Origin of the sequence: Dyella amyloliquefaciens (assembly GCF_004296575.1) — a bacterium.
Classification (GTDB): Bacteria; Pseudomonadota; Gammaproteobacteria; order Xanthomonadales; family Rhodanobacteraceae; genus Dyella; species Dyella amyloliquefaciens.
Genome location: NZ_SAYT01000008.1, coordinates 1 through 11,953, shown reverse-complemented (window position 1 = coordinate 11,953; position 11,953 = coordinate 1). Strand labels below are relative to the sequence as shown.

General features: G+C 65.1%; 9 protein-coding genes. 6 read left to right on the top strand and 3 right to left on the bottom strand.

Annotated features, from left to right (window positions below):
• Positions 1–10: 10 nt before the first annotated feature.
• Both EPB08_RS18760 and EPB08_RS18755 read right to left on the bottom strand, forming a co-directional pair.
• Positions 11–1,003 (bottom strand): endo-1,4-beta-xylanase, encoded by a 993-nt coding sequence (locus tag EPB08_RS18760; RefSeq protein ID WP_130620653.1) that lies wholly within the window; start codon positions 1,001–1,003, stop codon positions 11–13.
• 4 nt (positions 1,004–1,007) lie between these two features.
• Complete coding sequence (locus EPB08_RS18755) at positions 1,008–2,402, bottom strand: MFS transporter (protein WP_130620652.1); 1,395 nt, start codon at positions 2,400–2,402, stop codon at positions 1,008–1,010.
• 336 nt (positions 2,403–2,738) lie between these two features.
• Between EPB08_RS18755 and EPB08_RS18750 the strand changes: the two genes are divergently transcribed.
• The 6 genes from EPB08_RS18750 to EPB08_RS18725 all read left to right on the top strand — a co-directional run bounded on the left by EPB08_RS18750 (position 2,739) and on the right by EPB08_RS18725 (position 10,474).
• Positions 2,739–5,624, top strand: coding sequence for a TonB-dependent receptor (locus EPB08_RS18750; protein ID WP_130620755.1), 2,886 nt, complete (start codon positions 2,739–2,741; stop codon positions 5,622–5,624).
• 128 nt (positions 5,625–5,752) lie between these two features.
• A complete protein-coding gene (locus tag EPB08_RS18745; RefSeq protein ID WP_130620651.1) occupies positions 5,753–7,240 on the top strand; it encodes an MFS transporter in 1,488 nt (495 codons plus the stop codon).
• Between the two features lie 32 nt (positions 7,241–7,272).
• Entirely contained in the window at positions 7,273–8,289 is a 1,017-nt protein-coding gene (locus EPB08_RS18740; protein WP_130620650.1) for a glycoside hydrolase family 43 protein, read from the top strand.
• Positions 8,279–9,124: an aldose epimerase family protein gene (locus EPB08_RS18735; RefSeq protein WP_130620649.1), complete on the top strand. Its 846-nt coding sequence runs from the start codon at positions 8,279–8,281 to the stop codon at positions 9,122–9,124. Before EPB08_RS18740 ends, EPB08_RS18735 begins: the two co-directional genes overlap by 11 nt.
• A 213-nt stretch (positions 9,125–9,337) precedes the next feature.
• Positions 9,338–10,159 carry a polyphosphate kinase 2 gene (gene ppk2 / locus EPB08_RS18730; RefSeq protein WP_130620648.1) on the top strand — a complete coding sequence of 274 codons (822 nt, stop codon included), beginning with the start codon at positions 9,338–9,340 and terminating at the stop codon, positions 10,157–10,159.
• Between the two features lie 60 nt (positions 10,160–10,219).
• Complete coding sequence (locus tag EPB08_RS18725; RefSeq protein ID WP_130620647.1) at positions 10,220–10,474, top strand: RNA recognition motif domain-containing protein; 255 nt, start codon at positions 10,220–10,222, stop codon at positions 10,472–10,474.
• Between the two features lie 5 nt (positions 10,475–10,479).
• Here the strand turns inward: EPB08_RS18725 and EPB08_RS18720 are convergent, their stop codons facing one another.
• The gene (locus EPB08_RS18720; protein WP_130620646.1) at positions 10,480–11,628 is read right to left on the bottom strand and encodes an acyltransferase family protein; all 1,149 of its coding nucleotides are present in this window, start codon (positions 11,626–11,628) and stop codon (positions 10,480–10,482) included.
• Positions 11,629–11,953: the final 325 nt, after the last annotated feature.

Genomic DNA, 11,953 nt, shown 5'->3' with positions numbered 1-11,953 from the left:
GACGCGACGATCACGGTGCGGGGGTGGGCTTCGTGCCGCTGACATACGAGCGCAGCCAGGCCAGCGCGGGACGTTCGCTGCCGTCCTTGCGTACCAGGTAGGCGCCCTGCTTGTCGCGCCACAGGCCTGGCCGGAAGCCCCACAAGGTGATGCCCTTGACGTCCGGATGCTGCCAGAACACGGGGAATACGCGCTGGTAGTCCTTCAGTTGGCGCGCGTCGTCGCGGCCGTCGATGTCCAGCTCCGTGATGTAGATCGGCAGCCCCGTGGACGCCAGCCGGTCGAGGTTGGCGCGATGGACCGCCATCGGCACGTCCGGCGTGGTCTCGAAGGCGTGTTCCTGCAGGCCGATGCCGTCGACGAGGTGCTCCTTCTGCAGCAGCTCGATGATCTGCAGGTACTGTCCGGTCGATTTGTCGCTGCGCGTGATGCTGTAGTCGTTGATCAGCAGCCTGGCATGCGGAAAGCGCTGGCGCGCCAGGCGGAACGCGGTGACCACCCAGTCCCAGCCGGTGGCGCCGTCGCCGCCCAGCGCCTGCCGGTAGTTGCCGCCATCCTTGCGCTTGGCACTGGGCGGGCTGTGCAGCGCCTCGTTCACCACCTCGACGAAATCGGCGTCGGGATAGCGGGCCGAAACGGCGTCGAACCAATGTTCGATGGCGCGGCGCTGTTCGTCGGGCGGCAGCTTGAGCAGCCATGCGGGTTGCTGCTGGCCCCAGGTCAGCACGTGCAGGTGGAACGGGAAGCCATGGTCCTTGGCGAAGCGGTAGGCCTCGTCCAGCTTCGTCCATTCCATGGTGCCGCGCACGGCTTCGACGCTGCCCCACTTGCCGGCATTCTCGGGCGTCACCTTGTTCCAGTAGCGGGCGAAGTCAGGCGCCTGGGTTGCGCTGTAGGCGCTGCCCAGGAATTTCGGCGAACCCGCGGCCAGCGGCACGTCCTGCGCCTGCAGCGCCGGCGCGCCGACGGCGAGTGCGAGCCAGAACAGGATCGATACCCTCATCGCTTCACGCCATGGTTGTTGAGGTGGAAGGTTGGACGTCCATCTGCGCGGGTGCCAGCGTAGGCGAAAGCAGTTGCACGACCGCCAGTGCAAGCAGGTAGGCACCACCCGCCATCACGAATACCGGCACGTAGCTGCCGGTGGCCTGTAGCAGCAGACCCGTCACGGTCGAGATCAGCATGCCGCCCACTGCGCCGGCGAAACCGCCGATGCCGACCACCGAGGCGACCGCGTAACGGGGAAACATGTCCGAGGTCAGCGTGTACACGTTGGCCGACCAGCCCTGGTGGCCCGCCGTGGCGAGGCCCACCAGCACCACCGCGAGCCACAGGTGGTTGGCCCTGGCGGCGAACACGATGGGTACGATCACCAGCGCGCACAGGAGCATGGTGCCCTTGCGTGCGCGGTTGACGCTCCAGCCGCGACGGATCAGGCGTCCGGCAAGCCAGCCTCCGGCGATGCTGCCGGCGTCGGCAAGCAGGAACACGGTGATCAGCGGCAGGCCCAGTTCCATCAGGCTGAGGCCGTATTGCGCGTGAAGGAACTTGGGCAGCCAGAACAGGAAGAACCACCAGATCGGATCGGTGATGAACTTGGCCGCGGCGAACGCCCAGGTCTGGCGGTGGCGCAGCAGTTGCGACCATGCCACGCGCCGTGCGGGTGGTTCGTGGTCGCTGCAGATGTAGGCGCGTTCGGCGGCTGACAGTCGCGGTTGGCTGTCGGGTGTCCGATAGGTGATCAGCCAGGCCATCAGCCAGGTGGCACTCAATGCACCGGTGAACAGAAACGCCGCCTGCCAGCCCCAGCGGGCGGCGATGAACGGGGCGGCCAGGGGTGCAACGATGGCGCCAATATTCGATCCGGAATTGAAGATGCCCGCGGCCAGCGCCCGTTCGCGCTGCGGAAACCATTCGGCCACGGCCTTGATCGCGGCGGGGAAGTTGCCGGACTCGCCCAGCCCGAGCGCGAAGCGCGCCGCGGCGAAACTGACCACGCCGGTGGCGAGCGCATGGCTCATCGCCGCGATGCTCCAGATGCCGATGGCGATCGCATAGCCAATGCGCGTGCCGAAGCGGTCGATCACGGCGCCGGCGCAAAGCAGGCCGATCGCGTAGGCCGCCTGGAACGAGGTGACGATGGTGCTGTATTCCAGTTCGCTCCAGCCGATCTTGTCCTGCAGGAACGGCGCGAGCACACCGAGCACCTGGCGATCCACGTAACTGATGGTGGTTGCCGCAAGCAGCATGGCGCAAACACGCCAGCGATAACGACCGACGCTCGCGCCATGCGCAGGCGCGGCACCCTGAGTCGCCGCAGGGCCACCTGCGCCGGTATCGCGTTCGCTGCCATGCGGGCGCGAAACGACATCGGCTCCGGACTGCGGTGGACTGCGCTGCATGTGGACGTCTCCCCTCGTCACCGGCGGCCTTCGGATGGCCTGTTTTGGTAGCGCTACCATTATTAGCGAGGCCAAACAGGAAAGTCATCACTCGCTGCCCGCAAGAAAACGATGGGCCGTGACTCACGAATCCGGCCGTTTTTAAGGCTTATTAACGAACCTGAATTCCAATGCTGCCCTGCAGCGTGCGGCCCCAAAGTGTTAGCGCTACCTTTTCGGCGCATCGCGATGCCAGCAGGCGTCGCGTTGGCGGATTGATCCGAATCAGATCACCGGGCGGGTGCCGCAATAGCGCCCTGGGGACGATCGCGATACCAGAATCGAGAGGGGAGTATGGTGCAGAGTCAGTTTGCAAGAACCCTGTTGTCCAGCGCATTGAGTCTTGCCTTGTTTGGCGTGGTGGGGACCGCCCAGGCACAGGATCAGTCGACGACGCAGGCCGCCGCGCCGCAGGCCAATGGCAAGACCCAGGCCAGCGGGCAGGACCAGGGCAAGGCCGACCAGTCGGCCAAGACGCTGGGCGCAGTCAACGTCAGTGGCAGCTACCGCAGCAGCATCCAGTTCTCCACGGATGCCAAGCGTGATGCCACCAATGTCACCGACTCGGTATTTGCCGAAGACATCGGCAAGTTCCCCGATACCAACATCGCCGAGTCGCTCACTCGCGTGCCGGGTGTGCAGTTGACCCGCGACGTGGACGGCGAAGGCGTGAACGTGCAGATCCGCGGCCTCGGCACGGACTTCACCAAGATCCTGCTCAACGGATCCCAGCTGGCCGTGGCATCTGCCGGCGGCCTGAACGCACAGAACCAGAACCGCGAGGTCGACCTCGACCTGCTGCCGACCGAGTTCTTCACGCAGTTGACCGTCAACAAGACGCCGACGCCGAGCATGACCGAGGGCGGCATCGCCGGCGTGGTCGACATGCGCACCACCCGTCCGTTCGACAATCCGGGTACGCACCTGACCTATTCGGCGCAGGCCAGCTACAACTCGATCGGCAGCAACGTGCGCCCGCGTGGCGCCCTGATCGGCAGCTGGACCAACGCCGACAACACGTTCGGTGCCCTGGTCGGCGTGCAGGCGTCCAACAACGACTACGACGTGCGCGGCTTCGAGACCGTGGGCTGGACCACGCCGCAGCTGACCGCCGCCCAATGCGGCACCGTCGCTGGCCATTGCAGCCCGGCCGGTGGCAGCTGGGTCATCCCGGGCACGGTGCCGGCCGGCGCTGGCGCGGGCCTCGTGGCAGGCACGGCGCTCAACAACGCGTCGCTGCTGGCCCTCAATCCGGGCCTGACCACCTCGCAGCTTGCCAATGCGCTGATCCCGCGCCTGGGCCGCGATGCCTACACCGACGGCACCAACGACCACCAGTCCGCGATGGCCTCGGTGGAATGGCGTCCGGCCGACTGGGCGCATTTCTACCTGGACACCTTGTTCTCGCAGAAGGACCGCGAGTTCGACCGCGCCGACATGAACCTGGTGGGCCGCAGCGGCCAGATGATCCCGGTGGGCATGCAGGTCGACCAGAACAACGTGGTGACCCAGGCGACCTTCGCCAACGCGCAGTACTTCCTTGAAGATCGTCCGTACGACCAGCACACCAAGTTCTACAACATCAATCCGGGCGGCGAGCTGCTGTTCGGTGACGAAGGCAACATGAAGCTGGACTTCCAGGGTTATGTCCAGCGCAGCTGGTACCGCCAGGAAGCGCCGTCGATCGACGTCAGCTCGCCGACGACCACGGTGTCCTACAACAACACCGGCGGCAGCTATCCGTCGATCTCGCCGGCGATCAACCTCAACGACCCGACGCTGCCGTGGACCACGTACCGCGTCAACATCCAGAACGAGGCTCGCGTCACCGACAACCAGGGTACGCGCTGGGACTTCCAGTACGGCGACGACAGCAACAACCTGCGCGCCGGTGTCGCCTACGACGACATCTCGCGCGACATCAAGGCCTACGACAACAGCGCCGCCTGGCAGACCGAGGTGAATGCCGTCATCGCCAAGAATGGCTGGGGTCCGTACCTGTCGGCGGGTCCGAACGGCTTCATCACGGTCAATTCGGCCGCGCTGATGGCCGCGACCAACTATGCCTACCTCAATGCCAACGCCCCGCTGACCACCTCGGCCGCCAGCGGTGCCAACGCCGGCAACATCGAGGAAAGCACCTGGGGCATGTACCTGGAAGGCAACGGCAAGTGGGACCTGAACGGTCATGACCTGCGCGTCAACGGCGGTATCCGCCATGCCTCCACCGACCAGACCATTTCCGGTCCGTCCAATCTCGGTGGCCAGATCCAGTACATCACGCTGAAGAACAACTACGGTTACTACCTGCCGTCGTTGAACGTCGCCTACAACGCTACCGACAGCGTGATCCTGCGCCTGGCGGCCTCGCGCTCGATGACCCGTCCGGATCCGAGCGCGATGATGCCCAACACCAACTTCAGCGACCCGGCGGCGGAAATCGCCTCCGAAGGCAATCCGAAGCTGAAGCCGTACCTGTCCACCAACCTGGACCTCGGTGGCGAGTGGTACACCGGCAACGAAGGCTATGTGGCGCTGGATCTGTTCGGCAAGCGCATCACCGGCTTCACCGTGAACGGAACCAACCTCATTCCGTTCAGCCAGCTCGGCGTTCCGTTCGCCACCCTGACCGACACGCAGCAGCAGGCCATCAACCTGCGCGGCGGGCCGAATTCGGCGATGGTGCAGGTGACCCAGCAAGTCAACGCTGACGGGCTCCTGCAGATCAAGGGTGCGGAAGCGAACTGGGTGCAGCCGCTGGACTTCGTGTTCAAGGGCCTGGGCTTCCAGGCGAACTACACCGTGGTCTCGCAAAAGAGCATCGGCGGCGGCGTGCCCGCACAGGCGATCGGCATCTCGCCGCACACCTACAACCTCACCGGTTACTGGGAAGGCTACGGTGCGATGGTCCGCCTGGCCTACACCTGGAACTCCTCGCAGATCAGCTCCACGGCGAACCAGAACGGCCTGCCGTTCGCGGTGATCAAGACCGACGCCCGTGGCCAGCTCGACCTGTCGGCGAGCTACGACCTGCCGAACCTGCCGTCCAAGCCGAGCATCACCTTCAACGTGATCAACCTGACGAAGGAGAACTTCCGTCAGACGCTCACCTACGACAACGCTGCCTACACGTACTACACGCCGGGCTACACCGTCATGCTCGGCATCCGCGGCAGCTTCTGATTGCACCACGCCTGAAGCAGTCGCGGTCCGTCCGGCTCACCCGAGCCGGACGGACCGCGCCCTGTCATGATGGAAGTTCGACCGCAGGAGCATCGGATGGCAAAGTTCACACAGGCACACCAGCGCACATGAACAGCAGTACTCCGCAACGGCTCACGGTGGTGGAAAAGGTCGGCTACAGCCTGGGCGATCTGGCCGCGAACCTGATCTTCCAGACGCTGGTGACCTTCCTGGCGTTCTTCTACACCGACGTGTTCCGCATTCCCGCGGCCACGGCGGCCACGCTGATCTTCGTGGTTGGCCTGCTGGGTGCGTTCGTGTTCACGCCGATCATGGGCCTGGTGGCGGACCGCACGCGTACGCGCTGGGGCAAGTTCCGCCCCTGGGTGCTGTGGACGGCGATCCCGTTCGGCGCGCTGTCGCTGCTGGCCTTCAGCACGCCGGCGCTGGGCGAGCAGGCCAAGGTCACCTATGCGATGGCGACCTACACCCTGCTGGTGCTGGTGTACGTGGCCAACAATCTGCCCTACTCGGCCCTGAGCGGCGTGCTCACCGGCAGCATGGCCGAGCGCAACAGCCTCTCTGCCTATCGCTTCGTGGCCGTGATGGTCGCCCAGTTCGTTATCCAGGTCCTGCTGCTGCCGTTGGTGCTGATCCTCGGTGACGGCGACAAGGCGCTCGGCTTCCACCGCACCATGACCATCTTCGCCATCGTGGGAACGGTGTTCTTCCTGGTCACCTTCCTCACCACCCGCGAACGCATCGTGCCGGTGAACGAGCAGGCCTCCAGCGTCCGCGAGGACCTGGCCGACCTCATGCGCAACCGACCCTGGCAGATCATGCTGGCGATCACCGTGCTGCTGTTCGTCAACCTGGCCCTGAAGGGCGGTACGTACATCTATTACTTCAAGTACTACCTGGACGAAGCCCAGCTGTCCGCGTTCCTCGACCAGGTCGGCTTCAACGGCTTCATCGCCGGGCTCAATACGCTGCTCGGCCACCTGGGCCTGACCGAATTCCGTTGGCCGAAGGATGCGCCGACTTCGGCGTTCAGCCTGTTCAACGCGCTGGGGATCATCTTCATGATCGTCGGCATCGGCTTTTCCAAGCGTCTCGCCGACCGCTTCGGCAAGCGCGATGTGTTCGGTGGCGCGCTGCTCGCCTCCACCGTGTTCCTGCTGGCGTTCTATGTGTATACGCCGGCCTCGATCGGTCTGGTGGTGGGCTCGTACATCCTCCACGGCTTCTTCTACGGCATCACCATCCCGCTGTTGTGGGCGATGATCGCGGACGTCGCCGATTACTCCGAATGGAAGAACAGTCGTCGCGCTACCGCAATCATCTTCTCGGCGATGCTGTGTGGCCTGAAGGTGGGCCTGAGCATCGGCGGCGCACTGGTGGCGGGCATCCTTGCCCATCACGGCTACGTTCCCGACGCGGCAACGCAGACGCCCGAGGTGGTCGACGGCATCCGCCTGACCGTGAGCCTGTTCTGCTCGCTGCCGTTCCTGCTCGCGGTCGGGCTGTTGTTCTTCTACCGCATCAACAAGTCGATGGAACTGCGCATCGAGCAGGAACTCGGCGCCCGCCGCCTCGCCGCAGGCCACGCCTGCTGAGCGGGCGCCGGTCTCAGTCACCAGGTATCGCCATGTCGGACGACATTCCCACCCAAGACCTCGCCGCGCTAGCGGCACGCGCCATCTCGGTGCCGCTGGTAACGCACATCTATACGGCTGATCCCTCGGCGCATGTGTTCGACGGGAAGATCTACATCTATCCCTCGCATGACATCGAGGGCGGTGTGCCCTTCAACGACAATGGCGATCATTTTTGCATGGAGGACTACCACGTCTTCCGCATGGACACGCCGGAAAGCGAAGCGGTCGACTGTGGCGTCGCGCTGCATGTGAAGGACGTGCCGTGGGCCGATCGCCAGATGTGGGCGCCGGATGCGGCGCGCAAGGATGGCCACTACTACCTGTATTTCCCCGCCAAGCGCAGCAACGGCCTGTTCCAGATCGGCGTGGCCGTGTCCGATCGGCCGGAGGGACCCTTCACTCCCGAACCCGAAGCCATCGAAGGCAGCTATTCGATCGATCCGGCGGTGTTCGAGGACAAGGACGGCGCGTTCTACATGATTTTCGGCGGCATCTGGGGCGGCCAGTTGCAGAAGTATCGCGACAACCTCCATGACGCGTCCCACGAGGAGCCGCCTGCGCACGAGCCCGCGCTGGGGCCGCGCATCGCCAGGCTCGCGGCGGACATGAAGTCGTTCGCGGAGGCGCCGCGCGAGATCAGCATCGTGGATGGGCAGGGCCGGCCGCTGCTGGCCGGCGACCACGAGCGCCGCTACTTCGAAGGGCCGTGGATGCACGCCTATCGCGGCAGGTACTACCTGTCGTATTCGACCGGCGACACCCACTTCCTGTGCTATGCGATCAGCGACAGCCCGTATGGTCCGTTCACCTACCAGGGCAGGATCCTCACCGAGGTGGTCGGCTGGACCACGCATCACTCCATCTGCGAAGTGGGTGATCGCTGGTTCCTGTTCTATCACGACTCGATCCTGTCGGGCGGCGTGACCCACCTGCGCTCGATCAAGATGGTGAAGCTGACCTACGACGACGACGGCGGCATCGTCTGCCTGCATCCGTATGGCGAGTGACGCTCAGGTGCCGGTGTCGGGTGGCGACGACGCGCTGGCGCCGATGGCCCCCGGTCCGCTGGTCGGCATCCGGCATGCTGCGCTGGAAGTGACGGTGGCACCGGCCGCGGGCGGGCGCGTGGCGCGAATCCGCTTCGATGGCCTCGACTGGCTGGTGGGCCACGACGAGCACACCCAGGCCATGATCGCCTGGGGCAGCTATCCGATGGTGCCGTGGGCGGGTCGCGTGCGTGCGGGGCGTTTCGAATGGCAGGGCAGGCGGCACGCCTTGCCGATCAATCTTGGCAACCACGCCATCCATGGCGTGGGCTTTGCCCTGCCGTGGCAGGTCGAGGCGCAATCGTCGAGCCACGTGGAGCTGTCGCTGGCGCTGCCACAGGACAAGCGCTGGCCGTTCGGTGGGCGAGTCATCCAGCGCATCGAGGTCGCCGATCGGCAGCTGCGCTTGGTGTTGACGTTGACGGCGGGCGAGCACGACATGCCGGCCGTGCTTGGCTGGCACCCCTGGTTCCGCAAGCCCGACCGCCTCGAGTTCGAGCCAAGCCGATGCTATCCGCGCGATGCGGAAGGGTTGGCGCTTCTGCCCCTGGTCGAGCCGCCTCCCGCACCGTGGGACGACTGTTTCCTCAACGAGCGGCCGGTGGAGCTGCACCGGAACGGGCAGCGCATCCGGCTCAGCTCCGACTGCCACCATTGGGTGGTGTACGACGAACCCCGGCACGCCACCTGCGTCGAGCCACAGACCGGGCCGCCCGACGCCTTCAACCTCGGTCTGGCCGCGACCGTCGCCGCGGGCGCCTCGCTTTCGGCCTGGTTCCAGATCGACTGGCTCTAGCGGCTTTCCCAGTAGAACTACGCAGTTGCCGTCGCACTTCGGTTGACGGGGGCTTGATGGCCCTGCTGTCACGCTGATCGTGTGTAAAGCGGCGACCGGTGATGGTGGCCGGCAGGGCGGCGCCGTGCATCGGCGACGCCTCTGTGCGTGTTTTGTGCCGGGTGGTTTACCGGAGTCGTTGCGGGTGATCTCTCAAGCGAGGGGCGCGATGCCATGGCAAAGGGCAAGAAGGAAGCGGAGCAGCCGGCTCCCGTCGAAGATGTCCGCCTGACGGGCAAGGCATACGCCAAGGAGCTGGAAAAGCTCCACGTCGAGCTGGTCAAGCTGCAGCTGTGGGTGCAGAAGTCGGGCGCCAAGGTCTGCATCGTCTTCGAAGGGCGCGATGGTGCGGGCAAGGGCGGCACCATCAAGGCGATCACCGAGCGCGTCAGTCCGCGCGTGTTCCGCGTGATGGCGCTGCCGGCGCCGACCGAGCGCGAGAAAAGCCAAATGTACATCCAGCGCTACCTGCCGCATCTGCCGGCGGCCGGCGAGATCGTGATCTTCGATCGCAGCTGGTACAACCGGGCTGGCGTGGAACGGGTGATGGGCTTCTGCAGCGAAGAGCAGGTCGAAAGCTTCCTGCGCGTGGCGCCGCTGGTGGAGCGGGGCATCGTCACCTCGGGCGTCATCCTGCTCAAGTACTGGCTGGAAGTGAGCGAGGAAGAGCAGACCCGTCGGCTCAAGGGCCGCATCCACGACGGGCGCAAGGTTTGGAAGCTGTCGCCGATGGACCTGAAGTCGTACAGCCGCTGGTACGACTACTCGCGTGCGCGCGACGAGATGTTCAAGGCGACCGATACGCAGTTCGCGCCATGGCTGGTGGTGGATTCCAACGACAAGCGACGCGCGCGCCTCAACATCATCGCCGACCTGCTCAGCCGCATTCCCTACGAAGAGGTGGATCGGCCGAAGATCGAGCTGCCCAAGCGTCAGAAGCGCGGCGACTATCGCGAACCCGAGTATCCCTTCCGCTTCATTCCGGTGAAGTACTGACGATCGCCACGATCGTTGCCGTCAGCGAGGCTGATCGGCGGCGTTGCAGGAGGAACGACCATGCTGCGTCTACTGCTGGGCAACATCGAACCGGGAACGTCGGACGAGGAACTCGGCGAGTTCCTGGCCAAGTACGGTTTCCCGGCTTGGGACGGCATCGAACACGTTCCGGGCGATGGCTCGCGGCCTGCGGTGATGCTCAGCTTCGGCGACATCAGCTCGAAGTCACTGGAGAAGCTGAGCGAGCGGATCCACCACATGTTCTGGAAGGGGCGCCAGCTCAACGCCATGATCATCGGGCAATACATGCCCTGAAACCGTCACTCTCCCGTGGTCGGCAGCGGCGCGGTGGCGGGTAGATCATCGCTCGGTGGTGGCAACGGTTCGGCTTCTGCCGAGCCGTGACGCAAGCCGCCGCGCTTCATCGACAGACAGGGACGCTCCACCCACACCCACGACAGCGTGGCCATCAGCGCAACGGCGATATAGGTGATGCCCAGCGCGTACGCGTGGCCCTTCATGCCCAGGTACAGCAGCACGTTGATGCAGGGCATGTGATAGATGTACACGCCATAGGAAATGTCCTGCCGATGCAGCAGTTTCTCGGCGGTGCCGGGCCACGTGTAGGCGAGCGAGAACACGAACGCGGCCAGCAGCAGATAGAGCACGGGATGAATGTCGTTGCTGGCGCCCCAGCCCAGCATTTGCACCGCGACGTGGGTGGCGCCGAGGTAGATCGCGCCGGCAAGCAGCGCCCTGCCCGCGAGCAGCCTGTGCAGCTGATGGAAGTTGCGCTGCGCGAGCACGCCGACAAGAAACATCGTGTACCACGGCAGGAACGTCACTCCGAACAATTTGAGCAGCGCGCCGGGGTGATTCTCCGGATCGGCATGCCAATACCCGAGGTTCGGCACGAGCAGAGCCAGGGCCAGCAGCGCCAGTGATAGCGTGCCGCGCCGGTGTTTGAGACCGAGGACGGCGTAGAGCAGCGGCGTGACGAGATAGAACTGCAGTTCCACCGTGATCGTCCACAGGCTGCCGTTGAGCACGCCCACGCCGAACGCGCGCATGAAGTCCGGGTTGTAGAACTGCACAATGCTCATCTGCGCGAGCATCCACAGCGCCAGCCGGGGAGGCGGCGCATCGGGCCTGGGCAGGTAGCCGAGCGCGAACACGGCCATCACGCTCAGCACGGTGCATACGATGAGCGCGGGATAGATGCGCAGCACGCGATTGCGCGCGTACTCGAGCACGCTCGGGCTGCTCTCGTAGGATTTGCTGATCAGGAAGCCGCTGACGAAGAAGAAGACAGGGACGCCGGGCAAGTAACGGATCGCCGTCGCGAGCACGCCGACGATGCCGCTGTGGCGGTCCAGGCCCAGATGATCGATGCCGTGATGCGCGACGACCTGCGCCGCCGCCAGCAAGCGGATGAGGTCGAAATTGTTCGTCCTGATGGGCGATTTCATGGTGTGCGACCCCCCGTCAGATCACCGGCGCCGCCCGATGAGCGGCCTGCCCTTCCGATCTTTCGCAGCGGCAAGCTACCACCGGGTCCGTGTGGCGACCCTTGGCCATGTGGGCGGAACGCGCCGGGTACTTGGTCTATGCCGTTCGGGGAGGCCGGCCACGCTCGTCGACGTGCGCAGGGGTCGTCCAATCAACCGTATATGGACTCCTCCCCATTGCAAGCCTCCCGTGCTCTGGCGTCCGTGTCGACTGCACACGTATATCCGGCCTCTGACAACCACACCGCATAGCGGTGCTGGGCCATGATGGGCTAGTCGCGCGCCG

Coding starts and splice junctions, on each gene's coding strand:
- EPB08_RS18760 (WP_130620653.1), bottom strand. CDS start 1,003: ATGAGGGTATCGATCCTGTTCTGGCTCGCACTCGCCGTCGGCGCGCCG.
- EPB08_RS18755 (WP_130620652.1), bottom strand. CDS start 2,402: ATGCAGCGCAGTCCACCGCAGTCCGGAGCCGATGTCGTTTCGCGCCCG.
- EPB08_RS18745 (WP_130620651.1), top strand. CDS start 5,753: ATGAACAGCAGTACTCCGCAACGGCTCACGGTGGTGGAAAAGGTCGGC.
- EPB08_RS18740 (WP_130620650.1), top strand. CDS start 7,273: ATGTCGGACGACATTCCCACCCAAGACCTCGCCGCGCTAGCGGCACGC.
- EPB08_RS18735 (WP_130620649.1), top strand. CDS start 8,279: ATGGCGAGTGACGCTCAGGTGCCGGTGTCGGGTGGCGACGACGCGCTG.
- ppk2 (WP_130620648.1), top strand. CDS start 9,338: ATGGCAAAGGGCAAGAAGGAAGCGGAGCAGCCGGCTCCCGTCGAAGAT.
- EPB08_RS18725 (WP_130620647.1), top strand. CDS start 10,220: ATGCTGCGTCTACTGCTGGGCAACATCGAACCGGGAACGTCGGACGAG.
- EPB08_RS18720 (WP_130620646.1), bottom strand. CDS start 11,628: ATGAAATCGCCCATCAGGACGAACAATTTCGACCTCATCCGCTTGCTG.